The organism is Arthrobacter sp. AOP36-C1-22 (genome assembly GCF_052377515.1).
In the GTDB taxonomy this organism is placed as follows: Bacteria; Actinomycetota; Actinomycetes; order Actinomycetales; family Micrococcaceae; genus Arthrobacter_H.
Genome location: NZ_JBQSWW010000011.1, coordinates 62,092 through 87,760 on the forward strand (window position 1 = coordinate 62,092; position 25,669 = coordinate 87,760).

Annotated in this window: 24 protein-coding genes; 10 read left to right on the forward strand and 14 right to left on the reverse strand. The window is 67.0% G+C overall.

Going from position 1 to position 25,669, the window contains the following annotated elements:
• Nucleotides 1-44 precede the first annotated feature (44 nt).
• From ACT3S6_RS08320 to ACT3S6_RS08335, 4 genes are all read right to left on the reverse strand, one after another.
• A complete protein-coding gene (locus ACT3S6_RS08320) occupies nucleotides 45-1,763 on the reverse strand; it encodes a dipeptide ABC transporter ATP-binding protein (RefSeq protein WP_444554539.1) in 1,719 nt (572 codons plus the stop codon).
• Entirely contained in the window at nucleotides 1,760-2,776 is a 1,017-nt protein-coding gene (locus ACT3S6_RS08325) for an ABC transporter permease (RefSeq protein WP_444554540.1), read from the reverse strand. The genes ACT3S6_RS08320 and ACT3S6_RS08325 overlap by 4 nt, the downstream gene beginning before the upstream one ends.
• Before the next feature lie 2 nt (nucleotides 2,777-2,778).
• Nucleotides 2,779-3,864 carry an ABC transporter permease gene (locus ACT3S6_RS08330; RefSeq protein ID WP_444554541.1) on the reverse strand — a complete coding sequence of 362 codons (1,086 nt, stop codon included), beginning with the start codon at nucleotides 3,862-3,864 and terminating at the stop codon, nucleotides 2,779-2,781.
• Between the two features lie 110 nt (nucleotides 3,865-3,974).
• Nucleotides 3,975-5,609: an ABC transporter substrate-binding protein gene (locus ACT3S6_RS08335; protein ID WP_444554542.1), complete on the reverse strand. Its 1,635-nt coding sequence runs from the start codon at nucleotides 5,607-5,609 to the stop codon at nucleotides 3,975-3,977.
• 245 nt (nucleotides 5,610-5,854) lie between these two features.
• Between ACT3S6_RS08335 and ACT3S6_RS08340 the strand changes: the two genes are divergently transcribed.
• The 4 genes from ACT3S6_RS08340 (at nucleotide 5,855) to ACT3S6_RS08355 (ending at nucleotide 9,469) form a co-directional block, all read left to right on the forward strand.
• Complete coding sequence (locus tag ACT3S6_RS08340; protein WP_444554543.1) at nucleotides 5,855-7,423, forward strand: fatty acyl-CoA synthetase; 1,569 nt, start codon at nucleotides 5,855-5,857, stop codon at nucleotides 7,421-7,423.
• A complete protein-coding gene (locus tag ACT3S6_RS08345) occupies nucleotides 7,420-8,208 on the forward strand; it encodes an enoyl-CoA hydratase/isomerase family protein (RefSeq protein ID WP_444554544.1) in 789 nt (262 codons plus the stop codon). The genes ACT3S6_RS08340 and ACT3S6_RS08345 overlap by 4 nt, the downstream gene beginning before the upstream one ends.
• Before the next feature lie 65 nt (nucleotides 8,209-8,273).
• Nucleotides 8,274-8,768 (forward strand): glutathione peroxidase, encoded by a 495-nt coding sequence (locus ACT3S6_RS08350; RefSeq protein WP_444554545.1) that lies wholly within the window; start codon nucleotides 8,274-8,276, stop codon nucleotides 8,766-8,768.
• Between the two features lie 218 nt (nucleotides 8,769-8,986).
• A complete protein-coding gene (locus tag ACT3S6_RS08355; protein ID WP_444554546.1) occupies nucleotides 8,987-9,469 on the forward strand; it encodes a DUF4188 domain-containing protein in 483 nt (160 codons plus the stop codon).
• Nucleotides 9,470-9,637: 168 nt separating this feature from the next.
• On the opposite strand, the gene ACT3S6_RS08360 is transcribed toward ACT3S6_RS08355, so the two are convergent.
• Nucleotides 9,638-10,654 (reverse strand): isopenicillin N synthase family dioxygenase, encoded by a 1,017-nt coding sequence (locus tag ACT3S6_RS08360; RefSeq protein ID WP_444554547.1) that lies wholly within the window; start codon nucleotides 10,652-10,654, stop codon nucleotides 9,638-9,640.
• A gap of 147 nt (nucleotides 10,655-10,801) precedes the next feature.
• On the opposite strand from ACT3S6_RS08360, the gene ACT3S6_RS08365 reads away from it, so the two are divergent.
• Complete coding sequence (locus ACT3S6_RS08365; RefSeq protein WP_444554548.1) at nucleotides 10,802-11,101, forward strand: type II toxin-antitoxin system VapB family antitoxin; 300 nt, start codon at nucleotides 10,802-10,804, stop codon at nucleotides 11,099-11,101.
• A 4-nt stretch (nucleotides 11,102-11,105) separates the two neighbouring features.
• The gene (locus tag ACT3S6_RS08370) at nucleotides 11,106-11,849 is read left to right on the forward strand and encodes a LytR C-terminal domain-containing protein (protein WP_444554549.1); all 744 of its coding nucleotides are present in this window, start codon (nucleotides 11,106-11,108) and stop codon (nucleotides 11,847-11,849) included.
• Between the two features lie 27 nt (nucleotides 11,850-11,876).
• Here ACT3S6_RS08370 and ACT3S6_RS08375 read toward each other — a convergent pair whose 3' ends face one another.
• The 5 genes from ACT3S6_RS08375 to ACT3S6_RS08395 form a co-directional block, all read right to left on the reverse strand.
• Entirely contained in the window at nucleotides 11,877-12,608 is a 732-nt protein-coding gene (locus ACT3S6_RS08375) for a DsbA family oxidoreductase (protein ID WP_444554550.1), read from the reverse strand.
• Between the two features lie 52 nt (nucleotides 12,609-12,660).
• The gene (locus ACT3S6_RS08380) at nucleotides 12,661-13,734 is read right to left on the reverse strand and encodes an alkene reductase (RefSeq protein WP_444554551.1); all 1,074 of its coding nucleotides are present in this window, start codon (nucleotides 13,732-13,734) and stop codon (nucleotides 12,661-12,663) included.
• 78 nt (nucleotides 13,735-13,812) lie between these two features.
• Complete coding sequence (locus ACT3S6_RS08385) at nucleotides 13,813-14,499, reverse strand: BRCT domain-containing protein (protein WP_444554552.1); 687 nt, start codon at nucleotides 14,497-14,499, stop codon at nucleotides 13,813-13,815.
• Nucleotides 14,500-14,535: 36 nt separating this feature from the next.
• Nucleotides 14,536-15,468, reverse strand: a complete 933-nt coding sequence (locus ACT3S6_RS08390; RefSeq protein ID WP_444554553.1) for an NAD(P)-dependent oxidoreductase — start codon at nucleotides 15,466-15,468, stop codon at nucleotides 14,536-14,538.
• 114 nt (nucleotides 15,469-15,582) lie between these two features.
• Nucleotides 15,583-16,191 carry a phosphatase PAP2 family protein gene (locus tag ACT3S6_RS08395; RefSeq protein ID WP_444554554.1) on the reverse strand — a complete coding sequence of 203 codons (609 nt, stop codon included), beginning with the start codon at nucleotides 16,189-16,191 and terminating at the stop codon, nucleotides 15,583-15,585.
• Between the two features lie 120 nt (nucleotides 16,192-16,311).
• Here ACT3S6_RS08395 and ACT3S6_RS08400 point away from each other — a divergent pair, with 120 nt between their 5' ends.
• Nucleotides 16,312-16,629 carry an XRE family transcriptional regulator gene (locus ACT3S6_RS08400; protein ID WP_444554555.1) on the forward strand — a complete coding sequence of 106 codons (318 nt, stop codon included), beginning with the start codon at nucleotides 16,312-16,314 and terminating at the stop codon, nucleotides 16,627-16,629.
• Between the two features lie 129 nt (nucleotides 16,630-16,758).
• On the opposite strand, the gene aceB is transcribed toward ACT3S6_RS08400, so the two are convergent.
• Both aceB and aceA read right to left on the reverse strand, forming a co-directional pair.
• On the reverse strand, nucleotides 16,759-18,396 hold the full coding sequence (gene aceB, locus ACT3S6_RS08405; protein ID WP_444554556.1) for a malate synthase A: 1,638 nt from the start codon (nucleotides 18,394-18,396) through the stop codon (nucleotides 16,759-16,761).
• Between the two features lie 78 nt (nucleotides 18,397-18,474).
• Nucleotides 18,475-19,779 (reverse strand): isocitrate lyase, encoded by a 1,305-nt coding sequence (gene aceA, locus ACT3S6_RS08410; protein ID WP_444554557.1) that lies wholly within the window; start codon nucleotides 19,777-19,779, stop codon nucleotides 18,475-18,477.
• A gap of 151 nt (nucleotides 19,780-19,930) precedes the next feature.
• Between aceA and ACT3S6_RS08415 the strand changes: the two genes are divergently transcribed.
• Entirely contained in the window at nucleotides 19,931-21,454 is a 1,524-nt protein-coding gene (locus ACT3S6_RS08415) for a helix-turn-helix domain-containing protein (protein WP_444554563.1), read from the forward strand.
• A gap of 88 nt (nucleotides 21,455-21,542) precedes the next feature.
• Here the strand turns inward: ACT3S6_RS08415 and ACT3S6_RS08420 are convergent, their stop codons facing one another.
• Nucleotides 21,543-22,967: a nucleobase:cation symporter-2 family protein gene (locus tag ACT3S6_RS08420; RefSeq protein ID WP_444554558.1), complete on the reverse strand. Its 1,425-nt coding sequence runs from the start codon at nucleotides 22,965-22,967 to the stop codon at nucleotides 21,543-21,545.
• Between the two features lie 463 nt (nucleotides 22,968-23,430).
• On the opposite strand from ACT3S6_RS08420, the gene ACT3S6_RS08425 reads away from it, so the two are divergent.
• Entirely contained in the window at nucleotides 23,431-24,687 is a 1,257-nt protein-coding gene (locus tag ACT3S6_RS08425) for an NAD(P)/FAD-dependent oxidoreductase (protein ID WP_444554559.1), read from the forward strand.
• 140 nt (nucleotides 24,688-24,827) lie between these two features.
• Nucleotides 24,828-25,043, forward strand: coding sequence for a PLDc N-terminal domain-containing protein (locus ACT3S6_RS08430; RefSeq protein ID WP_443382036.1), 216 nt, complete (start codon nucleotides 24,828-24,830; stop codon nucleotides 25,041-25,043).
• A gap of 16 nt (nucleotides 25,044-25,059) precedes the next feature.
• Here ACT3S6_RS08430 and ACT3S6_RS08435 read toward each other — a convergent pair whose 3' ends face one another.
• Nucleotides 25,060-25,572 (reverse strand): metallophosphoesterase family protein, encoded by a 513-nt coding sequence (locus tag ACT3S6_RS08435; protein WP_444554560.1) that lies wholly within the window; start codon nucleotides 25,570-25,572, stop codon nucleotides 25,060-25,062.
• Between the last annotated feature and the right edge of the window lie 97 nt (nucleotides 25,573-25,669).

Below are 25,669 nucleotides of genomic sequence, written 5' to 3' on the forward strand. Positions count from 1 at the left end.
CGACGGCGGGGCCGCCACCGCCACCGGACCAGCCGGGCCGGACCCTAGTCGGTGAGCAGTTCGCGGTTGGCGGCACGACGCCGGGCCTGCTCGGCCGGATCCGGGACCGGCAGCGAGGCGATCAGACGCCGCGTGTAGTCGTGGCGTGGGCTTCCCATGATCTGGCTGCCGATGCCCTCCTCGACCAGTTTGCCGCGGTAGAGGACCCCGACCCAATCGGCGAGCATGTCCACGACCGCGAGGTCGTGGCTGATGAACAACGCCGCGAATCCGTACTCCGTCTGGATCTCCTTGAACAGGTCCAGCACCGCTGCCTGGACGGATACGTCCAGGGCGCTGGTGGGTTCGTCGGCGATCAGCAGCTTCGGGTTCAGCGCCAGGCCCCGGGCAAGGCTGGCCCGCTGCCGCTGCCCGCCCGAGAGCTCGTGGGGGTAGCGGTCCACGAACCGGCCGGGCAGCTGGACCGCGTCCATCAGGTCCCGGACCCGGTCCCGGGCGCCGGAGGCCGTGGGATCCTGGTGGACCCATAAGGGTTCGGCCACGCATTCGCCGATGGTCAGATGCGGGTTGAACGAAGCCCCCGGATCCTGGAAGACGAAACCGATGTCCTTGCGCAGCGGTTTGAAGGTCCGTTCGCGGAAGTCGAGCATCTCGTAGCCGAGGACGTTGAGGCTGCCCCCGGTGATCTTGTTCAGCCCCGCGATGGACCGTCCGATCGTCGTCTTGCCCGATCCGGATTCGCCCACCAGCCCATAGACCTCCCCGGCGGAGATCTGGAAGGAGACCCCACCCACGGCGCGGAACGCGGATTTGCCGATCCCTCCGGGGAATTCGACCTCCAGATCCGTGGCGCGCACCAGGACCTCGGCCTCGGAGTGGGCCCGCTCCTCCAGTCCGGCCGAGGCGGAGTTCCGCCCCAGGTGGGGGACGGCGGCCAGGAGTTCCTTGGTGTAGTCCTGCTGCGGGTGGGCGAACAAGTCGGCCACGGGGGCCTCCTCGACGACATCGCCGCGATACATCACCACGACCCGGTCCGCCAGATCCGCGACGACACCCATGTTGTGGGTGATCAGCACGATCGAGGTCCCGTCCTTGCGCTGCAGCTCGCGGAGCAGTTCGAGGATCTCGGCCTGGACGGTGACGTCCAGGGCGGTGGTCGGCTCGTCCGCCACGATGAGCCCGGGATTCAGGGCCAGCGCCGCGGCAATGACGACCCGCTGCTTCTGCCCGCCGGAGAACTGGTGCGGATAGAAATCCACCCGGTGCCCCGGATCCGGGATGCCCACCTTGGCCAAGGCCTCGATGGCCCGGGCCTTGGCCTCCTTGCGGCTGATCCGGTGTCCGGAGCCCGCATGGGCGCGGATCCCCTCGATGATCTGCCAGCCGACGGTGTGGACCGGATTCAGTGCGGTGGAGGGTTCCTGGAACACCATGGCGACATCGCGGCCCCGCAGGTCCCGCAATTGGCTGGCGCTGACGGAGAGGACATCGGAACCATTGACCAGGACCACCCCGGCACTGGTCGCCGTTTCCGGCAACAGTCCCAGGATGGTCTTGGCCGTGACCGTCTTGCCCGAGCCGGATTCGCCGACGATCGCCACGACCTCCCCGGGACGTACGTCCAGGTTCACGTCGTTGACCGCGTGCACATCGCCACCATCGGTCGCGAAGGTCACCTCCAGTCCCGAGATGGACAGGACGGGTTTGCCGTCGTCCGGGGAGGCGGTGTTCGGGTCCTGCCCGGGTTCACGTTCGTGACTCATTTGGTGACCTCCAGTCCGGTTCCATTGACATAGGCGTCGGCGGGCATGTCGGGTCCGCCGCGCTTCTTCCTGCCGGCGCGACGCCGGCCGCGCAGCCGCGGATCGTTCAGGTCGTTCATGGACTCGCCCACCAGGGTCAGGCCCAGCACGGTCAGGACGATCGCGAGGCCCGGGAAGAGCCCGGTCCACCAGATGCCACTGGTGGCATCGGCGAGGGCCTTGTTCAGGTCGTAGCCCCATTCCGCGGCCGATGAGGGTTCGATGCCGAAGCCCAGGAAGCCCAGCCCGGCCAGGGTCAGGATCGATTCCGCCGCGTTGAGGGTGAAGATCAACGGCATCGTCCGGGTGGCGTTGGGGAAGACGTGCCGGGAGATGATGCGCAGGTTCGAGGTGCCGATCACCTTCGCGGACTCCACGAACGGTTCGGCCTTGAGCCGGATGGTTTCGGCGCGGGCGACCCGGAAGTACTGCGGGATGAAGACCACGGTGATCGAGATCGCCGCGGCCATGATCCCCCCGAAGAGGTTGGACTGGCCGCCGCTGATGACGATCGACATCACGATGGCCAGCAGCAATGCGGGGAAGGCGTAGATGGCATCGGCGATGACCACCAGCAGCCGGTCGACCCAGCCACCGAGGTAGCCGGAGACCAGCCCCAGGATCACCCCGGCGAAGATCGACATGAGCACTCCGAGGACGATGACCAGTGCCGCGGTCTGGGCGCCCCAGATCACGCGGGAGAAGACGTCGTATCCCCCGACGGTGGTCCCCCAGATATGGGCGGCGCTGGGGGCCATCTGCGCGCCGAAGTTGGCGCCGTCGGCGGAGGCCTGGGCGTAGCCGTAGGGGGCGATCAGGGGGGCGAAGATCGCGGTCAGGAACAAGATGCCCGACAGGATCAGCCCGATGATCAGCATCGTGCGTTGCAGCCCGACGCTCTTGCGCAGATGCGAGATGATCGGCAGTCGGGTCCAGCGCGGCTGCCGGGCGGGTTTCGATGTGGTGGTGTCCACGATCAGTACCTCACTCTCGGGTCGATCAAGGCGGCGATGACGTCCACCAGGAAGTTGGTCAACGCCACGATCACTGCGATGAGCATGACGATGCCCTGGACCGCGACGAAGTCCCGGGCGGTGAGGTATTCGGCGAGCATGAAGCCCAGTCCCTTCCACCCGAAGGTGGTTTCGGTCAGGATCGCGCCGCCCAGGGTCAGGGCGATCTGCAGGCCCATGACCGTGACGATCGGGATCAGTGCCGGCTTATAGGCATGTTTGGTGACCAGCCGGTATTCGCTGACACCGCGTGATCTGCCGGCCTCGACGAAGTCGGAGCCCAGGGTGCCGATGAGGTTGGTGCGCACCAGGCGCAGGAACACCCCGCCGATGAGCAGCCCCAGGGCAATGGCCGGAAGAACCGCGTGTTTGAGCACATCCAGGGCGATCGTCATGTTCCCGGCGCGGAGGGCGTCCAACAGGTAGAGGCCGCTGGGGTTGCGTAGCCCGGAGAGTTCGGACAGATAGTCGGTTCTGCCGGAGACCGGGAACCACCCGAGCCAGACGGAGAAGATCAGTTTCAGCAGCAGCCCGGCGAAGAAGACGGGGGTGGCGTAGCAGAGGATGGCGAACAGCCGCAGGAATGCGTCGGGGAGCCGGTCCCGCTTATAGGCGGCAATCATGCCGAAGGGGACCCCGATGATGAAAGCGACGATCAGTGCGTAGATCACCAGTTCCAGGGTGGCGGTGCCGTATTGGGCCAGGATGTCGGTCACCTCGCGGTTATCCGAGAGCGTGGTCCCGAAGTTGCCGCGCAGGATGTCGCCGAGGTAGTCGAAATACTGAATGAGGACGGGACGGTCGTAGCCGGCCGCGTGGATCCGGTCGGCCAGCTGATCCGGGGGGAGTCGGCCGCCCAGTGCCGCCGTGATCGGGTCACCGGTGATCCGCATCAGGAAGAAGACCATGCTGATCAGGATGAACATGGTGGGGATGATCAGCAGGAACCTGATCACCAGATAACGGGCCAGACCGAGACTCTGGCTCCGGGGTTTCTTCCCCTTCGCCAGACCGAATCCGGCCGGGACCTTGTCACTCTCTACTGTCATATCTACCTATACTCGTGCGGCCCGGATCCAGTGATCCCGGCGTTGGACGGCAAGCGGGGCGGGGCGGCCATATGTCCGAATGACCGCCCCGCCCCCATGGACCCGGTGTACTACTTCTTGGAGATGACACCGATCCGGAACTTATAGGAGGCGTCCAGGGTGCTCTCGACCCCGTCCACGTCCTCACCGGCGATGGCCACCGTCGCGCCCTGCAGGAGGGGCAACGTCGACAGGTCCTTGCCGACCTCGGTCTGGATCTCGCCGATCAACTCGGAACGCTTATCCTCGTCGGTGGTCACCTGCTGCTTCTGGACGAGCTTGGCGACCTCCTTGTTGTCGTAGTGGTTCGCCAGGAAGTTACCCGGTGCGAAGAACGGCGTCAGGTAGTTGTCCGCATCCGAGTAGTCCGGGAACCAGCCGAGCTGGTAGATCGGGTAGACATCCTGGGTCCGGTCCTTGTTGTACTGGACCCATTCGGTGGACTGCAGGTTGACCTTGAACAGATCGGTCTTTTCCAGCTGCGACTTCACCATGGCGTATTCCTCGCCGGAGGAGGGGCCGTAGTGGTCGGCGTTGTACTGGATGTTCAGTTCCACCGGGGTCTTGACCCCTGCATCCTTCAGGCGCTTCTTGGCCCGATCGACATCCGGGCCGCCGTCGCCGTCACCGTACATCTCCTTCAGCGGCTCGATCGCGCCGGGCAGGCCGGAGGGGACGAAGGAGTAGACGGGGGTGTAGGTGTCCTTGTAGACCTGCGTGGCGATGTCCTGCCGGTTGACGGAGTCCGCCATGGCCTGCCGGACGGCCAGGGCCTTATCCGGATCGGCATCCGAGGTCTTCGCCCCGAACGGCATGGTGTTGAAGTTGAAGACGACATAGCGCAGCTCGCCGCCGGGGCCCTTGAGGACCTGGACCTTGTCATCCTTCTCGAGGTCCTCGATATCGGTCGCCGCCAGGCTGCGGAAGGCGACGTCGATGTTGCCCTGCTGGATATCGAGCTTCAGGTTGTTGGCGCTGGTGTAGTACTTGTAGTCCACGGTCTTGGACTCGGGCTCACCGAGCAGGCCCTGGTAGCCGTCGAAGGCCTGATAGGACACCAGTTCGTTCTTGGTGTAGTTCGTGATTTCGTATTGGCCGGCGAAGGCCTTGCCCTTCACGATCTCGTCGTCGGGGGTGATCTTGTCCTTGGAGAAGACCTCCTCGTCCACGATCGGACCGGTGGCGCTGGTGAGGACCCCGAGGAAGGTCTGGTCGTTGCCGGCCTTCAGGTGGAACACGACGGTGGAGTCATCGGGGGCCTCGACGTGGTCCAGGTTGGTCAGCAGTGCCGCGGGACCCTGCGGGTCGTCGATGGAGACGACCCGGTCGAAGCTGAACTTCACGTCGGAGGAGGTGAGGTCGTTGCCGTTGGCGAACTTCAGCCCGTCCTTGAGCTTGACGGTGAATTCCTTGGGGGAGGTGAACTCCGCCGAGGTGGCGATGCCCGGTTCCGGATCGGCACTGCCGGGTTTGGAGTTGAGCAGGAACGGGTAGACCTGGGTCATCACGGTCAGCGAACCGTTGTCGTAGGCACCCGCCGGGTCGAGGGAGACGATCTTGTCGGTGGTCCCGACGGTGACCTTCTTGCCGCTGTCGCTGCTGTCGCCCCCGGAATCGTCGACGGGGCCGGTGCAGGCACTGAGCGACAGGGCGCCGATGCCCGCCGTGGCCAGTGCCAGCCTGAGGGCACGTTTGGATTTGGTCATGGTAGGTACTCCCTTTATTTGCCTCGTGGTGCAGGTGGGCTGCACGATGCAGTGCGTGTGACGTAACACACCATACTACTTATGATTCCTACCGGAAAACACTGGTCAGCGGCCCTCGGGGCCCCGTCCGTGACCGGATCGTCGCCCCGCGGGGCGGTATGGCGGCGCCCGGAGTCCCGGACTAGCCTGTGGGGTGAGTCACATCGTGGTCCGTGACCGGGCCGACCTGCGGGAGGAATGCCACCATGAACACCCCAACCACGCCCGGCAGGGCCAACACCATCGGTGCGGTCCTGCGCCGTTCCGTGGGACGCAATCCCGGGGCGACGGCCCTGCTCTTCGAGGACCGGCGGTGGACCTACGCCGAACTCGAACTGGCCGTCCACCGCGTGGCCCACCGGTTGGTCTCCAGCGGTCTTCCCCGGGGTGCGCGGGTCGCCGCCTACGGGATGAATTCCGACGCCTATGCCGTCCTGTATCTGGCCTGTGCCGCGACCGGACTGGTGCATGTGCCGGTGAACTTCGCGCTGAAGGGCGATGAACTCGGATACCTCCTGGACGACTCCGGGGCGGGCCTGGTCGTCGCCGATCCCGCCCTGCTGCCGCTGGTGGACCAGGTGCGCAGCGCCGGCAGGGCGGCGGAGGCCACCGAGGTGTGGCCGATGCTTCCCACGCAGGACGACGGCGGGGGGTCCGTCCTGGCGACCGCGATGGACCCCGGGGCCGATTCCACGCCCGTCGAGGTGGAGGTGGCGGGAGGCGACGTCGTGCAACTGCTGTACACCTCGGGAACCACCTCCGCCCCCAAGGGCGCGATGATGACCCACGAGGCCCTGGTCGCCGAATACGTCTCCTCGGTCATCGCCCTGGACTTCACCGCCGAGGACCGCCCCCTGGTGGCGATGCCGCTCTACCACTCGGCGGCGATGCACGTCTTCCTGCTGCCCTATCTTTCCCTCGGAGCCACCATCCGGTTGATCGCGCGTCCGGAGGTCGGGCAGATCCTGCGCCTGGTGGAGGAGGAACACATCGGCTCGTTGTTCCTGGCGCCCACCGTATGGGTGCCCTTGAGCAACCATCCGGAGATGGAGACCCGGGACCTGTCGTCCTTGGCCAAGGCCCAGTACGGGGCCTCCATCATGCCGGTGACCGTGCTGGCGCGACTGCGCTCGCGGTATCCACGGATCGGTTTCTACAACTGCTTCGGCCAATCCGAGCTGGGCCCGCTATGCACCGTCCTGCGCCCCGAGGACCACGAGGCCCGGCCCGCCTCCTGCGGTGTGCCGGTCTACAACGTCGAGGCCCGTGTCGTGACCGCCGACGGGGAGATCGCCGCCCCCGGCGAGCCCGGGGAGATCCAGTACAGGTCACCCCAACTGATGACCGGCTACTGGAATAAGCAGGAGGCCACCGAAGAGGCCTTCGTTGACGGCTGGTTCCGTTCGGGGGACCAGGTCACCCGGGATGCGCAGGGCTACATCCAGGTCGTGGACCGGATCAAGGACGTCATCAACACCGGGGGAGTGCTCGTGCCTCCACGGGAAGTCGAGGACTGCATCTACGAACTGCCCGAAGTAGCCGAAGTCGCCGTCGTCGGGGTTGCCGATGAGCGCTGGATCGAGGCCATCACCGCCGTCGTCGTCCTCAAGGAAGGTGCTTCCCTGACGGCCGAGGGGGTCCGCGCGCATGTGAAGGGCCGGATCGCCGATTACAAGGTGCCCAAACGGGTGGACTTCGTCGCCGAGCTGCCCCGGAACCAGTCGGGCAAACTCCTCAAACGCGAGCTGCGCGCGGAACGGAGCACCGGGCAGTGAGCGCCGGGACTGCCGGGCCGGAGCAGCCGGTGATCGGCATCGAACGCCGTCCCGGGGTCGTGCGGCTGGTCCTGCAACGGCCGGAGGGCGGAAACGTCCTGGACCTGGCCCTGGCCCGCCAACTGCTGGCCGCCGTTCGTGCCGCCGAGGCCGACCCCGAGGTGTACGTGCTCACCCTGACCGGGACCGGACGGTTCTTCTGCGGGGGAGGGGACGTGGGGAACATGGCGGGATCCCCGCCCGCCGAACGCTCCGCCTTCATCGCCGCGTTGGCCGAGGCGGCCCACGAGTTGGCGCTGGCCCTGGTTCATTCCCGGCTCCTGGTGCTCGCCGGGGTCAACGGGGTGGCCGCGGGGGCCGGCCTGGGGCTGGTGCTCAACGCCGATTGGGTCCTGGTGGCGGAGGAAGCGACGCTGATGGCCGCCTACGCGGGCATTGGATTCAGCCCCGACACGGGGGTCTCCTATCTGCTGCCCGCGACCGTGGGCCACCAGCGCGCCGTGGATCTGACCCTGGGCGGACGCCGGCTTGCGGGTAACGAGGCCGTCGACTGGGGGCTGGCGAACGCCTCGGCCCCCTCGGCCGTCTTCGAAGGCGAGCTCACCGTGGCCGAGGACGGGTTCCTGCAAGGCGCCGTCCAGACCCTGGGGCCGACGAAGGCGTTGCTCCGGGCGGGGATGTCCACCGGCTACGCGGCACATCTGGCCGCGGAAACGAGAAGCATCTCGGCCCTGGCCGCGCACCCGGATTCGGTGCAGCGGGTCAACCGCTTCGCCGGTCGCTGAAGGACAGGGGAAAGCCGGGCCGGATGGCTAGGCTGAAGGCAGGAACCCCTGAGCGAGAGGACATCATGAGCACGCCCGATTCGACCCTGCAGGATGTGGCCATCACCTTCAACGACGGAACGACGTCGACCTTCGGGGAGGCGTTCGCCGGCCGGCCGGTCCTGGTGGTCAACGTCGCTTCCAAATGCGGATTCACCCCGCAGTATGAGGGTCTCGAGAAGCTGTATGCGACGCATCGGGACCAGGGCCTGGTGGTGCTGGGGGTGCCCAGCAACCAGTTCATGGGCCAGGAGCCGGGAACGGATGCGCAGATCGAGGAGTTCTGCCAGATCAACTACGGGGTGACCTTCCCGTTGGCCACGAAGACCAACGTCAACGGCCCCGACGCCCACCCGCTCTACCGCGAGCTCACCGCCTACCCCACCGGAGAGGTCCAGGATATCGGCTGGAACTTCGAGAAGTTCCTCGTCGGGGCCGATGGCCGGATCCTGGGCCGGTTCGCGTCCAGTGTCGAGCCGCTCTCCGACGAGCTCGTCGGGGCGGTGCGGGCGGCCCTGTAGCGCTCGCCGTAGAGGCTGACGAGGCGGGGTGAAACTGCTTCATAAGCCTCGTCCCACGGGGTGTTCCCGGGCAAAAGACACGGAAACCATGCTGCTGACCGCTGTGAGGAGCCGGGGGGCGGCGCAATATCGCATCATGGGTTAAAGGTCTTGCCAAGGTGCCAAGCATCCATATCATCGTTCCATAGCAGTGTGATGCGCGATGAGAGACGATGGTCGTGGCAGCAACCGTGGATCCGGGCAGATATACAGCGGCCCCCGATCAGGAGCACGTGACCGTGTTCCTGATCGGGATGCGGGCCAACAGATGGTGGAAGCTGGCCTCGGTGCTCCCGACCGTGGCCGCCATGCCACGGAAGTTGGCTCATCTGGCGAAAGATCCTGAAACCGGTCTGCTGGGCTACCACCAATGGCTGGGTCGGACCACGATTCTGCTGAGTTATTGGCGCAGCCCGGAGGACTTGCAGCGCTTTGCCTCCGCCCAGGATGCTCCGCATCTGGGGGCCTGGCGCCAGTTCACGAAGAAGTCGGCAGGCAGCGGCGACGTGGGCATCTGGCACGAGACCTACCAGGTGAGGGTCACCGACCAAGAGACGGTCTACACCGATATGCCGGCGTTCGGGCTCGGGGCCGCCACGCGACGTGTGCCCATCGGGCGGGGTACGCACACCGCGCGCCAGCGACTGGGACGCGAGGGCTAGAACTGGATTGATCGACTGGGCTTGGGCGGTCAGGTCTCAGGGGTTGGAGCGCGAGAGGGCATCGCGCGCTCGGTGGCCTGCCCAGGGGGTAATTCCTCGTCGGCGCATTCGGTGCAGGCACCGCAACGTGGCAGGAAGACCATGAACATGCGCCGCCCGATGGCCGGATCACAGCCCCGGATAGTGCCGGGCGGCGGTTTCCGGATGAGCGCGCAACCACCCCTTGAGGACGTTGGCGCCGTAGGAGGAGAGCATCGGATTGGTCGGATCGTCGGAGACGCCACGGGCCTGGGCCGCCAGCTCCGGTGGCAGCGGGACCGTATCGATGACCGAATCCAGCCGCGGGGACCAGAAGAAGGGTACCGAATAGCGGTCGACGCCGGCCGGTGGTGCCGTCACGCGGTGGATGGTGGCCATCAGGTAACCGTTGGTGGCGACCTCGAGCATCTCCCCGAGGTTGACCACCAGAGCCCCGGGGATCGGCTCGACGGGAATCCAGTTCTGATGCCCGTAGGGCTGGACCTCCAGCCCGCCGACCTGGTCCTGGAGCAGCAGGGTCACGAAACCGTAATCGGCGTGCAGGCCCACCCCCTGGTTGCCGGCCTCCGGGACCTGGCCGCCGACGTAGTGGACCAGTTTGCCCATCCAGGCCGGGTCGTGCCGGAACGGGGCCTCGAAATGATCCTCGGGCAGACCCAGTGATACGGCGATCGCCGCGAGGAGTTCGGTCCCGACCCGTGACATCAGCTCGGCCCAGGCCATGGCCACGCGCTCGAGTTCGGGGAAGGACGCGGGCCATTGGTTGGGGCCCTGCAGGTTCAGGTAGGGGCGGTCCTGCGGGTAGCCCTCCAGCGCCTCCCGGTCCGGGCCGTAGTCGATCTGTTCCCGGGAGTCGGCCCGGCCCCGGGTCATTTCCTTGCCCAGCCGGGTGTAGCCACGGAACTGGGCCGAGGTGCGGTTGTCCAGCTCCAACCGTTCGGCCAGGGGCAGGGCGAAGAAGGCCTCCATGGTCTGCAGGAGTTCCTGCGCCTGGCCTTCGGCGGCGCCGAAACCGGTGAGTTGGAAGAAGCCGACCTGATGGCTCGCCGCACGCAGGGCGTCGATGAATTCGGGGTTGAAGCAGCCGTCGGCCCGACGGGCCGTGGAGAAATCAAGAACGGGCACTGAGGTTCGCACAAGGTTCATGGCCGTAACGTTAGGGCGCGGCGGCCCCGCGACGACAGCAACGGTTACGCCGGGTTCCGTCATATTGCCCCGGATGTCGGAACCCTTGACAGGTCTCCCCGGCAGGTCGTCGCTCCACATCGGGCTGGCGTTCCCTAAGCTGGAACAGTGATCTTCAAAGCAGTCGGCGAATCCCGCCCGTACCCCGACCACGACCTTGTCACTCCCAAGGACTGGGCCGTCGTCGCCCCCCGTCAGGTACGCCTCGATGAATTGGTGACCACCAAGGCGACCCTGGACCTGGCAGCGCTGTTGGCGGAGGACTCCACGTTCTTCGGTGACCTCTTCCCCCACGTGGTGCAGTGGCAGGGCACCATGTATCTGGAGGACGGGCTGCACCGGGCCGTGCGGACCGCCCTGCACCAGCGTTCGGTCATGCACGCCCGCGTCCTGATCCTGGATTCGTGATCCCATGAGCGATGAACGAGACCCGACCGACTGGCATGGCCAACGGATCGTCACCGAGGAGGACCTGGACGAGGGGTTCTCCGATCACGACCCCGAACGCGTGGAGAACCCGCGCTACTACCGGCGCCGGCTGCTGCACGGGATGGTGCTGGGCCTGCTGGTCGCGCTGGTGATCGCCGCGCTCGTGCTCGCCTACCTGGTCAAGACCGGGCAGGTGGTCATCCCCGCCCTGGAACCGGCGCCGACGCCCACGGCGACGGCCCAGGCGGAGGATCCGGCCGCCGCCGTCTGCCCGCAGGAGGAACTGGAGTACGCGAAGCCGAAGGACGTCACCGTCAACGTCTACAACGCCACCACCAGCGCCGGGCTGGCCGCGGCCACGGCCGAATCGCTGAAGAAGCACGGTTTCACGATCGGGAAGGTGGCCAATGCGAAGTTGAAGAACGCCGACATCGTGGGCACCGTGGTCTCCGGGACGAAGGGCCGGGCCAACGCCCTGACCGTCCAACGCCATATCAAGGGCACCGAATACGTGAAGAAGCCCAAGCGCAGCGCCGACACCATCGATTTCGTCATCGGCAAGAAGTACAAGGCCGGGTCGATCGTCCCGAAGAAGAAGGTGGATACCTCCGACGGCCAGCTCAGCTGCCCGATCGCGGTGAAGGAAGCCCGCAAGAAGGCCAAGGAATCCGCAGCGGCCTCCGGGAAGGCGGACCCCTCACCGGCGAAGGATCAGGACGGGAAGTAACCCGGGACGGCGGCGGGTGGGCCGCTGCTAGTCGCAGCCCTCGGGGCCGCAGGCGGGGGCCTGGGTGCCGGAGGCCGGGTCCTGTCCGGCGTTGACCATGGATAGCGGGGAGACCTCACCCCAGGCGGTGGTCAGGGCCTCGGCGAACACCTCGGGTGGCTGGGCCCCGGAGATTCCGTACTTCATGTCCAGGACGAAGAACGGCACCCCGGTCACCCCCAGGGCGCGGGCCTGGGCGATGTCGGCCTCGACCTCGGCGGTGTACCGATCCGATTCCAGGACCGCCACGACGTCGTCCTCGGCCAGTCCGGCGTCGGTGCCGATCCGGCGCAGCACCGTGGTGTCCCCGGTGTCCAGGCCCTTTTCGAACTGGGCGGAGAGCAGCGCCTCCTTGACCTCGCCGGCCAGGCCATGCGCCCCGGCCAGATGCAGCAGGCGGTGGGCGGTGAAGGAATTGGCGACCTTGAGGTTGCCGAAATCGTAGTGCAGCCCCTCGTCGGCGGCCTGGCCGGTGACGTGTTCGAGCATCTGCTTCACCTGCGCCGGGTCCATGCCCTTCTTCTGCGAAAGATACTCGAATTCGGTGCCGTCGTAGTGGGCCGGCAGCGAGGGATCGAGCTGGTAGCTGTGCCAGGTCACGTCCACCTGGTCACGGAAGGAAAGGGTGGCCAGGGCCGCTTCGAAACGACGTTTGCCGATGAAGCACCAGGGGCAGGAGATGTCGGACCAGATATCGACGGAAAGGCGCGGAGAAGTCATGGATGCTTCAACCTCCCCGCGCCGAGGACTATTCCCGTCCGGTGTCCGGGGGCTAGTTCTGCCAGAACGGGTAGTCGATGTACCCGGTGGGCCCCTCGGTGTAGAAGGTCGCCTGGTTCGGTTCGTTCAGCGGCAGGTCCTCACGCCAGCGCCGCACCAGATCCGGGTTGGCGATGGCGGGCCGCCCGACGACGACCGCCTCACCCCAGCCGCTGGAGGTCAGCTCCCGGGCGTCCTCGACGGTGGTGATCTCGGCGAACCCCGAATTCAACAGCACGGGGCCGCCGAAACGCGAGCGCAGATCCTGGGCCAGTTCCCCGGTCGGCTGCCGGTGCAGGATGCTCAGCGCCGATAATCCCAGCGGGGCGATCCCGTCGATGAGCGCACCGTAGGTGGCCGCGACGTCGTCGCGGTCCTCCTCCAGGGTGCTTTGGACATTGTGTTCGGGGGAGATCCGCAGGCTGGTGCGGCCGGAACCGATGGCCGCGGCCACCGCGGTGGCCACCTCGATGACCAGGCGGGCCCGGTTTCCCGGGGACCCGCCGTAGGCATCGGTGCGTGTATTCGTCGAGGAGGCCAGGAACTCATGGAGCAGGTAGCCGTTGGCGCCATGGAGTTCCACCCCGTCGAAGCCGGCGGCGATCGCATTGGTCGAGGCCCGGACGAACTCCTCCACGATGCCAGCCAGCTCGGAGGTCTCCAGGGCGCGGGGGACCGGGTAGGGGTGCTTGCCGGTGTAGGTGCGGGTGCTTCCCTCGACGGCGATCGCACTGGGGGCGACGACCTCCTGGACCCCGGTGATCTCCGGGTGGGTGACCCGGCCGGCATGCATGACCTGGGCGATGATCAGCCCGCCCTCGGCATGGACGGCGTCGGTGACGCGTTTCCACCCGGCGACCTGCTCCTCGGTGGCCAGTCCGGGCTGGCGCACGAATCCCTGGCCCGTCTGGCTGGGATAGGTTCCCTCGCTGACGATCAGCCCCATCGAAGCCCGTTGGCGGTAGTACTCCACGACGTCGTCGTTGGGCACCCCGTCAACGCGGGACCGTGATCGGGTCAGCGGGGCCATGACCAGCCGGTTGGGCAGGTCGAGGTCGCCGAGGGTGAGCGGGGCAAACAGATCCATGGAAAGGCTCCTGTGGTCGGGGATGCCTGGTGCAACACCGACCGGCGCCCGGGGTATTCCCCGGCGCCGGCCCGCAGCTCAATCCCGGCTGTGGACCCCACCGCGGATCCAGGGGCCGACCAGGTCCAGCCCGGCCTGGTGGCGGAGGGGGCCATAGACGCTGAACTGCCCGTAGGTGGGGTGGTTGACGTCCAGCCGTTCGAGGTCGTCCTGCGGTGCCGATTCATCACCGCCGGCCAGGCCCAGGGCGCGCACGATCTTATCGGGGGTCCCGGTGGAGCCGGCGACGGCGACGCCGCCGACCATCCAGGCCTCGCCGAGGGCCGAATGGCGGGCGGGACCGCGGACGACGAAGACCCCGGCCTCCGGGGTCTTGACCAGGGCCTGGACGGGGAGTTCCTCGCGCAACGCAGCGCAGGCGAGCTTCACGGCGGGAAGATCACGTTTGGCATTCGGGGGCAGGTCGTCCAGCGAGGCCGGGGCCGAGAGCTCGGGGGCCTCCGCCGTGGCCGGGAGGACCCCGCCGAGGAAGCGTTGAACGAAGTCGTGCTCGCCGATGACGGGGATGCCGTAGTCGCGGGCCTTGCGCGACTTGGTTGAATCCACGTCGGGGTCCCCGGCCACCAGCAGGGCGGTCTTCTTCGAGACCCCGGGACCCACGAGGTAGCCGGCGTCCGTGACTGCCTGGGCGAGATCGTTCTTATCGAGTGCTTCCAGGGAGGTGAAGACGACCTGGTCGCCGGGCTTGAGCGTGATGTTCTCCATGGTTCCCCAGAGTACCGGGCGGGGACCGTCGAGGGGCTACCCGGCCCCCGGTCCGGCCACGAGGTGGATCGGGGCCCGGCCCTGCGCCAGACGCTGGACCTGCTCCACGGCGCCCTCGGTGGACAGGCGGATGAATTCGTTGGTGTTCCCGGCCATATGCGGGGTCAGCAGGCAGCCGGGGGCCTCCCAGAGCCGGTGGCCGGCCGGGAGCGGTTCCGGGTCGACGACATCCAGGGCGGCCCGTAGCCGTCCGGACTGCAACTCGGCGACCAGTGCCTCGGTGTCCACGACCGCGCCGCGACCGATGTTCACCAGCAGGGCCCCGTCGGCCATGGCGGCCAGGAAGGCGCCATCCACGAGCCGTTCGGTGCCCGCCGCGTGGGGCAGGGTGACGATGACGACGTCGGCCCGGGGCAGGAGCCCGGGCAGCTCCTGGACCCCGTGGACGTGGACCCCGCTCTCGGTGGTGCGTTCCCGGCGGGCCACGGGGAGCACGGCTGCCGGACGGAAGGGCGCCAACCGGGCGGCCACTTCCCGGCCCACCCCGCCATGGCCCAGGAGGACGACCACCGAACCATGCAGGGACGTGGTCCACAGCGGTGTCCAGTCGTGGCGGTGCTGTTGGGTGGCGGCGACCGGCAGATCGCGCAGTGCCGCCAGGGTCAGGGCGAGCCCGTGTTCGGCGGTGGCATCCTCGACGGCGCCCCGCGAATTGCTCAGCGTGGCCCCGGGCGGCAGATGGTCCAGGACCCATTCGTAGCCGATGGACAGCAGATGGACGTGGCGCAGGCCGGGGATGCTGTTCACCCGGGAACGGTGGGCCTGGACGCGGGGACGCTCGGTGATCAGGACATCGGCTGCCGGGGCCGGGGAGGCCTCGGAATCGATATGCCAGATGATGGCTTCGATCCCCGGACCGCTGATGGCGTGGGCCAACGCGGGGGAAGGGACCAGAACACGAAGTGCCATGGGTGCTCCGTTCGCAGGTGTCGGGGGCGGGCCTGGGCCCTCGCCGGTGGTCCCCGCCATCCTATAAGCGGTCGACGGGCAGGAACCGCGGGAGCCCCTGGCCGGACGAGCGGTTCAGGGCAGGGCCAGCCCGCCGGCGAACACGATGCAGCCCACCAGCGCACCGGCGAGCACCTGGCCCGGGGTATGCCGTCGCAGCTCCAGACGCGACCAGCCGACCAGCAAGGTCAGGAAGAGGGCGGCGGCCGCACCCCAGTCCGGGTCGGAGAAGACCTCGAGCCAGATGAAGGCGGCGACCGCCGTATGCACGGAGATCTTCCACCGCAGGTTCACCACCAGGCAGATCAGCAGTCCGGCCAGGATCAACCCCAGCGCGCTGAAGACCGCCGCCGGGGCCCGCAGCAGCACCAACGCGCCGCCACCGATCAGCAGGGATGCCCCGGCGAGGACGAACACGGGCCGGCGCTGCGACCGCTCACGGACATGCAGATCGGTGACCCGGCCCCGATGCTTCATCCACACCACGCCCAGCCAGGGCAGTCCCGTGGTGAAGACCAGGGCCACGATGGCCTGCAGCCAGGTGGTGTCCGGACTCCGCAGCGGCAGCACCAGCAGGTAGGCGCTGACCAGGACCACGGGGGAGAGGAGGGTGGTGACGGTCCGGGCCGCCGGCGATCCCCGGCGAGGGGCCGTGTCGACGTCGTTCCCCGGATCGATGTCCATCGGTTTGCTCCCCGCCGTCTCCACTCATCCGGGCCCTCCGGAACCGGTATCCAGCCTACTGGTGCACCCGTCCCGGTCGGGTCGCCTGACTTCGCGCGCGAAGACTGGGATGATCAAGGCATGAAGAACCCATCAACATTCATACCCGCCGATCTGGCCCGGGCCGCCCGCGCCATCACCCAGGTCTCGAGCAAGGTCATTGGTCGGGCCGCCGGACTGGAGAAACAGCAGATCCGGGCCTTCGAAAAAGGCAACCACGATCTGACCGTCGAGCAGAACGCCATGCTGCGCCACGCCCTGGAACAGTACGGCGCCGTCTTCGTCGAGGAGGACGAGGATGCCGGCCGCGGGGTCCGCCGCAAATACAACGCCTCCAAGGTCCGCCGGCTGGAGACCTGGGAGGGCGAGGGCGGCCCCGCCTACGAGGACGACATCTAGACCCCGACCTCAAAAAGACGACGGACCCCGGCAGCTCTGCCAGATGGGGTCCGTCGTGGTGTGGGGGCCGACCGCCCCGGCCCGGGATCCAATGGAGGAAGAACCCCCGGCGGGGCGGTCGGTGGCTGGTCAGGCGTCGATCATCTGCCGCGCCTTGGACTGGCAGAGGAACCGCGTGTAGGACGGCACGGTCAGGAAGGCCGGGTAGTCATCCTGCAGGGCACACTCATCGAAGATCTCCCGGGCATCGGCGAACCGGTCCCCCTCGAAGCGTTCCATCTTCGCGTACTCCTCCTCCACGATCTCCTCGACGAACTCGGCGGTGATCAGCTCACCGTCGTCGGTCACCGCACCCTGGTGGATCCACTGCCAGATCTGCGAGCGGGAGATCTCGGCGGTGGAGGCGTCCTCCATCATGTTCTTCAGGACCACGGCCCCGTTGCCCCGCAACCAGGACTCGATGTAGCGCAGCCCGATGACCACGTTCATCCGGACCCCGCCCTCGGTGATCAGCCCCGGGGTTCCGGCGATGTCCAGCAAGGCCCGGTCATCGACGGCGACGTCTTCGCGCAGACGGTCGATCTGGTTCGGTTTTCCGCCCATCTCCCGATCGAAGATCCGCTGCACCACCGGGACCAGATCCGGGTGGGCCACCCAGGCGCCGTCGAAACCGTCGGCGGCTTCGCGGGATTTCTCGACCCCGACGGTCTCGAAGGCCACCGCGTTGGCGGCCTCGTCGCGCCGGTTCGGGATGAAGGCGCTCATGGAACCGATGGCCGTGGCCCCGCGGCGGTGGCAGGCCCGCACCAGCTGTTCGGTGAAGGACCGCATGAAGGGGGCGGTCATGGTCACCATCGCCCGGTCCGGCAGCACGAACCGCGGTCCGCGGGTGCGGAAGTTCTTGATCACTGAGAAGATGTAGTCCCACCGGCCGGCGTTCAGGCCCGCGGAGTGCTCCCGCAGTTCGTAGAGGATCTCCTCGAGTTCGAAGGCCGCGGTGATGGTCTCGATGAAGACCGTGGCGCGGATGGTCCCCCGGGGGATGTCCAGCAACTCCTGGGCCCTGATGAACACGTCGTTCCAGAGGCGGGCCTCCAGATGGTTCTCGATCTTGGGCAGGTAGAAGTAGGGGCCACGTCCGCCGGAGATCAACCGCTGCGCGTTGTGGAAGAAGTAGAGGCCGAAGTCGACCAGCGCCCCCGAGGTGGACTTGCCGCCGATGGTCAGGTGCCGCTCGGGCAGGTGCCAGCCGCGCGGCCGGACCATGATGGTCGGCAGCTCGGTCAGCGTCCGTCCGGTGACCGTGTACTCCTGGCCCTCCTCGGAGGTGAAGTCGAGGTCGTTCTCGAGCGCGGCCCGCAGGGTCAGCTGCCCGTTGATGACGTTCTGCCAGGTGGGGGTGGTGCAGTCCTCCAGATCCGCCAGCCAGACGTTGGCACCGGAGTTCAGCGCGTTGACGGCCATCTTGCGTTCCGGCGGTCCGGTGATCTCCACCCGGCGGTCCTCCAGGCCGGGGGCGATGGGGGCGACCGTCCAGGAGTCGTCTTCACGGATGGGCCGGGTCTCTTCCAGGAAGTGCGGATCCTGGCCGCCGGCGATCTCGCGGCGGCGCGTTTCGCGCAGGGCCAGCAGTTCCTTCCGGCGCGGCTCGAACTCGTGATGCAGCTGCGCCAGGAAGTCCATGGCCCGGGGGGTGAGGATCTGCTCCTGGCCGCGGACCGGCGAAGCATTCGGCGTGGTGCCGTTCAGGGTGATGGGGTCGTTCATGGCGGATCTCCTTAAAAATGGTGGGGGACGACGCCGGTGCCCGGGTGGGTGGGCCCCGGCACCGGCGTCGTGTGGTGCCTAGTGGAACTGGCCGGCTTCGGTGGATCCCACCAGAGCCAGGGTGGATGCTTCGGGGTTCAGGGTCGTGGCGATCTGGTCGAAGTAGCCGGTGCCGACCTCGCGCTGGTGCTTGGTGGCGGTGTAGCCGGCGGCCTCGGAGGCGAATTCGCGTTCCTGGAGTTCGACGTAGGCGCTCATGCCGTTCCGGGCGTAGCCGGAGGCCAGATCGAACATCGAGTGGTTCAGGGCGTGGAACCCGGCCAGGGTGATGAACTGGAAGGTGAATCCCATGGCGCCGAGTTCGCGCTGGAACTTGGCGATCGTGGCGTCGTCGAGGTGCTTCTTCCAGTTGAAGGACGGCGAGCAGTTGTATGCGAGCATCTGGTCGGGGTGTTCGGCCTTGACTGCTTCGGCGAACTTCTTGGCCATCTCCAGGTCAGGGGTCCCGGTCTCCATCCAGATGAGGTCGGAATAGGGGGCGTAGGCCTTGGCCCGGGCGATGCAGGGTTCGATCCCGTTGCGGACCTTGTAGAAGCCTTCGGCGGTGCGCTCGCCGGTGACGAACTGCGCGTCACGCTCATCGACGTCGGAGGTGATCAGGGTGGCGGCCTCGGCATCGGTGCGGGCGATGATCACGCTGGGGGTATCGGAAACGTCGGCGGCCAGGCGGGCGGCATTGAGGGTGCGGATGTGCTGGCCGGTGGGGATGAGGACCTTGCCGCCGAGGTGGCCGCACTTCTTCTCCGAGGCGAGCTGGTCTTCCCAGTGCACCCCCGAGGCGCCGGCGGTGATCATCGACTTCATCAGTTCGTAGGCGTTCAACGGGCCACCGAAGCCGGCCTCGGCGTCGGCGACGATCGGGACCAGCCAGTCCTCGACGGAATGGATGTCCTCGGCGAATTCGATCTGGTCGGCGCGCTGGAGGGCGTTGTTGATGCGGCGCACCACCTGGGGGACCGAGTTGGCCGGGTAGAGCGACTGGTCGGGGTAGGTCTGGCCGGCGAGGTTGGCGTCGGCGGCAACCTGCCAACCGGAGAGGTAGATGGCCCGCAGGCCTGCCTTGACCTGCTGGACCGCCTGGTTGCCGGTCAGGGCGCCCAGGGAGTTGGTGTAGGCGCCGGTCGTGGCTTCGGTGGTGAGCTGGTCCCAGAGCTTTTCGGAACCGCGACGGGCCAACGTGTTCTCTTCGACGACGCGTCCCTGCAGCCGAACGACCTCCGCCGCCGTGTATTCGCGGGTGATGCCTGCCCAGCGGGGGTTGGCGCTCCACTCCATCTCCAGGGCCTGTTCGCGCTCTGCGGCGGAATTCTGCTTCTGCGTCATGGCATTCTCCTTGGTGTCGCTCCGGGTGTCCCGGGGATCCGACGACGTTCCCGGCGCCTCTGCCGGTCGGTCGATGTTTCCGTGTTTTTGTTCGTAGTCATGACTCTTCGCGATCCGCAAGGGGTTTTCTAGGGGGTTGGGGTGGAAAGATTTGCACTTCTTGAGCTATTCTCAAGAAGTGACGACTCCCACATGGAACCGGCCCTCCGGCGGACAGTCCCCGCAGGGCGCCTCGACCCACGACGACCCCGAACTGGATGCCATTGCCCTGGGCCGCCGGGTGCGCCACCTACGCAAGGGCAAGGCGCTGACCCTGGATGGGTTGGGTGCCCTGGTCTCGGTGGCCCCCTCGCAGCTGAGCCTGATCGAGAACGGAAAACGCGAGCCCAAGGTGGGGCTGTTGCGGCAACTGGCCGCCGCCCTGGATACCGGCGTGGACGACCTGCTCGGATCCGAGCCTCCGAGCCGGCGGGCCGGGCTGGAAATCGAGTTGGAAAGGGCCCAGCGCGGACCGCTCTACGGATCCTTGGGGCTGCCCAAGGTCCGGGTGTCCTCACGGTTGCCGATGGATGTGCTTGAATCCATGGTCGGCCTGCAGCATGAGCTCGAACGGCGGCTCGAGGAGCAGGCGGCGACCCCCGAGGAAGCGCGTCGGGCCAATACCGAGATCCGCACCGAAATGCGTGAATGCAACAACCACTACCCCGAGCTGGAGAAGCAGGCCCAGGGTCTGCTCGACGCCGTCGGGCACACCTCGGGACCGTTGTCCCACCATGTCGCCGCCGATCTGGCCGAGCATCTGGGATTCGGGCTGCGCTTCGTCGGGGACCTGCCGCATTCGACCCGGTCGGTGACCGATCTGAAGAACCGCAGAATTTATCTGGTGCAGGGGACCCGAAGCGATCATGACGCCCGGTCGGTGCTGCTGCAGGCGCTGGGCCACTACGTCCTGGGTCATGAGGCCCCCCGGAACTACAGCGAGTTCCTCCGTCAGCGGGTCTACACCAACTACTTCGCCGCGGCCCTGCTGATGCCGCAGAAGACCACCGTGGGTTTCCTCGAGGAGGCCAAGAAGTCCAAGTCGTTGGCGATCGAGGACCTGCGTGATGCCTATGCGGTCTCCTACGAATCGGCGGCCCACCGCTTCACGAACCTGGCCACCGAACACCTGGGCATCACCTGCCACTTCCAGAAGGTCCACGAGTCGGGCATCCTGCACAAGGCCTACGAGAACGACGACGTGAACTTCCCCGCCGACCACACCGGCGCCATCGAGGGGCAGTCGATCTGCCGGTACTGGACCAGCCGCGAGGTCTTCGAGGTCCCGGATAAGTTCCGGGCCTTCGAGCAATACACCGACACCGTGGTGGGGACCTTCTGGTGCACCGCCCGCACCGAACGCCACTCCTCGGGGATGTACTCGCTGAGCATCGGGGTCCCCTACGAACACGTGAAGTGGTTCCGCGGCCGTGACACCACCGAACGGTCCAAATCACGCTGCCCGGATGAGTCGTGTTGCAAGCGTCCGCCGGAGGCGCTGGCCCGCTCCTGGGCCGGTCAGGCCTGGCCGGCGGCCCGGGCGAACTCCCACCTGTTGGCCGCCATGCCTTCGGGGGCGTTCCCCGGGGTCGACGAAACCGAGGTGTACGAGTTCCTGCAGGCACACGGGGGCTGAGACCCGGTCACGAAATGCGAGGGAGCAGCCCCGGTGTCCCGGAGCTGCTCCCTCGCTTTTCTACTGGTGTCGGTCTGGTGTCCGGGGCCTAGACCTCGGAGACTTCGTGGGTCTCGAAGTCCTTTTCGGTGGCCGGCCGGACCGGGGCCTTGGCGAAGACCGAGGGGTCCGTCGGGGTTCCGACCTTGATGTGGTTGAACAGGATGTTCAGCAGGATCGCGGCGACCGCGGCCGAGCTGATGCCCGAGTGGAAGATCGTGCCGACCCAGGTCGGGAACTCGTTCCAGAAGGCCGGGGCGGCGATCGGGATGATGCCGAAGCCGACGCCGGTGGCCACGATGATCAGGTTCATGTTGTCCTTGTAGTTGACCTTGGCCAACGTGCGGATGCCACTGGCGGCCACGGTGCCGAAGAGCACGATGCCGGCTCCGCCGAGGACCGCGGTAGGCACCGCCGCGACGATGCGTCCCATGACCGGCAGCAGGCCCAGCAGCACGAGGATCAGGCCGCCGGCGCTGACCACGAAACGGCTCTTGATGCCGGTGATGGCCACCAGCCCGACGTTCTGGGCGAAGGCGCTCTGGGTGAAGGAGTTGAACACCGGCGAGATCAGGCTGGAGATCATGTCGGCGCGCAGACCGTTGCCGATGCGCTTGGAATCGACCTCGGTTTCGACGATTTCACCGACGGCCAGGATATCCGCCGTGGTTTCGGTCAGGATGACCAGCGTGACGATCAGCATCGAGATGATGGCCGGCAGTTCGAAGGTCGGCCAGCCGAAGGCGAAGGGGGCCGGGAAGGCGAAGACCGGGCCGTTGCCGACCCCGGAGAAGTCGGCCATGCCGGTGAAGACGGCGACCAGCGTACCGATGACGATGGCCAGCAGGATGGACAGGCGGGAGATCGTCGCATTGCCGAGCTTGCTCAGCAGCAGGACGATCAGCAGGGTCGCGCCGGCCAGACCGATGTTGGCCATGGAGCCGTAGTCGTCGGCCTTGTCATTGCCGCCCATGGCCCAGTTGGCGGCCACCGGCATCAGCGACAAGCCGATGACGGTGATCACCACGCCGTTGACGACCGGTGGGAAGAATCTGATCACCTTGGAGAACACCGGGGTGATCAGCAGCCCGACGGCTGCGGAGACCATCACCGCTCCGAAGACCGCTTGGATGCCACCGCCGCCACCGATGATGGCCGTCATGGTGGCCACGCCGGCGAAGGAGACGCCCTGGACCAGCGGCAGCTGGGACCCGAAGAACGGAATGCCGATGGTCTGGAGCAGGGTGGCCAGGCCGCCGACGAACAGGCAGGCGGCAATGAGCAGGCCGACGTCGGAGGAGCTCATGCCCGCTGCGGTGCCGACGATCAGTGGCGGGGCGATGATTCCGCCGTACATGGTCAAAACGTGCTGGAAGCCGTAAGCGAAGGTGCTACCGATGGGCAGACGCTCGTCTTCGGGACGTGCAGGCGCGGTGCGGCGGCCTGCCGCGGCGCTTGATGCGTTCTTGTTCATGGAGTTTCCCTTGTGTGCGGATGATCGGAAGCAGGTCCGGGCGACAGCTGTTCCTTGTACTGGGGTCCGGATCCCTGGCTGATCACCTGGGATTCCGTATAGCGGAAACTGAATTCCGTTATGCAATATAGGGAACTGGGTCACACGGGCAATGTCAAGGGTTGTGTCGAGGCCCTGTCATGGCGGCGATGGGTCGGCGGTCGAAGATCCCCGGGTCCGGACCGCGTCGGACCTGGGCCTGGGGGAGCCCGGTGGTCGCGGCTGTGACATAGTCCCGGTGGACCAAGGAATAAAGTAGGGCAAAGACCGAAGTAAATGCTGAATTACCGTCTGTGCCCGTGATTAATTCATGATTTGGCCTCCGGGTGCCAGCGCTACCGTGGAAACCTCCCGAGGGGTTGAGGTTGGCGGCGGGCTCGGGCATCCTTACGGTGCGAGTCTGATCGAGCCAACGGGAGAAACCATGGGCATGCAACATCCTGAACACGTCGTCGTCGTCGGCGCGGGCATCGTCGGTCTGTCGACCGCCTGGCACCTGCAGGAGCGGGGGGTCCGGGTCACCATCGTCGACCGGACCGGAGTCTCCGCCGGCTCCTCCTGGGGCAATGCCGGCTGGCTGACCCCGGCCCTGACCCTGCCATTGAGCGAACCCTCCGTGTTCGCCACCGGAGCCAAGGCCATGCTGGACCCTGCCTCGCCCCTCTACATCCCGTTGACCACCGATCCTTCGTTGATCAGGTTCCTGGCCGGATTCGCCCGGCACTGCACCCCGGGCAAATGGCGCGAAGCCATGAAGGTGTTCAGTGAGATCGGCAGCACCGGTCTGGATGCCTTCGCCGAGCTGGCCGAGGGCAGCAACGCGGTCACCGAACCCACCAAACCGGCCGAGCCCTTCCTGGCCGCCTTCGCCACCGAGAAGGACCGCGAGGGACTGGTGCACGAGTTCGAGGGCATCCGCGAAGCCGGAGGATCCGTGGACTTCGATCTGATGACCGGCGCGGAGATCCGCGCACTGGAGCCCACCTTGGGTTCGGGGGTCACCGCCGGCGTGAAGATCCACGACCAGCGTTTCCTCAACCCGCCGAACTTCATGGAATCGCTCGCCGAGTCGGTACGCCAGCGCGGCGGGGAGATCATTGACGGCTTCGCCGTCTCCGACGTCCGTGACTCCGGGAACTCCGTGACGGTGATCGGTTCCAGCGGCAGGAGCATGACCGCCGATTCGGTGGTCCTGGCCACCGGAGCCTGGTTGAACTCGCTGACCCGCAAATTCGGCGTCCGCCAGATCGTCCAGGCAGGGCGTGGCTACAGCTTCACCGTCAAGCCCGAGTCCATGCCGACCCACCCCATCTACTTCCCCGCCCAGCGGGTCGCCTGCACGCCGCTGGGGGATCGCTTCCGGGTCGCCGGCATGATGGAATTCCGCGACGCCGATGCGCCGTTGGACGAACGCCGGATCCAGGCGATCATCAAGGCCGCCTCCCCGATGTACACCGGCATCGATTGGGAGGACCGCCAGGAGGAATGGGTGGGAGCCCGTCCCTGCACCGCCGATGGCCTGCCGTTGATCGGCGCCACCAAGTCCCCGCGCGTGCACGTCGCCGGCGGCCATGGCATGTGGGGCGTCGCCCTCGGCCCGCTGACCGGCAAGATGCTGGCCGCCGAGATGACCGGCCAGGGCACGGCCCCGCTGATGCGCCACTTCAGCCCGCTGCGCTAGTAGGAAGCAGGCAGGGCACTGCCACCGGCAGCACGACGGCGGCACCCCCTGCGGGTGCCGCCGTTTCCTTGTTCTGGCGGTGTGTCGGGCGGGCTACTCGTCTAGGCTGGTCCCATCAACGAACGTCGGGAGTGATGATGATGGCCAGGAAGCATTTCAAGGACCTCAGCACGGGACGCAAGTTCTGGGTCATGCTGCTGGGAGCGGCCCAGGTCGCATTGCAGGGGGCGGCCCTGAAGGACCTCGCGACGCGGCCCTCGGCCGAGGTCAACGGGCCCAAGACCGCATGGTTCTTCGCGAGCTTCTTCAATTTCATCGGCCCGCTCAGTTATTTCGCGGTCGGACGCAAGAAGTAGTCCAGTCCGGGCCTCGTCAGGCCCCGACCCGCTCCACTGGAATGACGGATACCTCGCCCAGGACGCCGTCGTCCACCACTGCGCTCATGTAGGTGCACACCGGCTGGCGCCGCCGATCCGTCGGTGATCCGGGATTGAGCAATCGCAGGCCATTGGCCGCCGTGGTGTCCCATGGGATGTGGCTGTGCCCGAAGACCAGCACGTCGGTGTCCGGGAACTGCTGGGCGCACCGTTTTTCCCGGCCCGCGGAGGCCCCGGTTTCGTGGATGATCGAAAAGCGCAGTCCCTCGATCTCCACGTGGGCGATCTCGGGGAGCCGGGAACGCAATTCCTCGCCGTCGTTGTTCCCGTGGACGGCGACCAATGTCCGGCAGCGCCGCTCCAGCTCGTCCAACAGCTCCGGTTCCACCCAGTCCCCGGCGTGGAAGACGATATCGGCCGCCTCGATCTGCTCCCACAGGCTCGGGTGCAGTCCGCGGGCCCGTTTGGGCAGATGGGTATCGGCGATCAGGATCAGGCGCGTGCTCATGGGGGCATCCTTTCATGAACCGCCTGGTCATCTGGGCGGGGTGCCGCCAGGCCGCGTAGCACCCTGGCTCCAGGGCTGGAGGGTTGCCGGTCGCCTA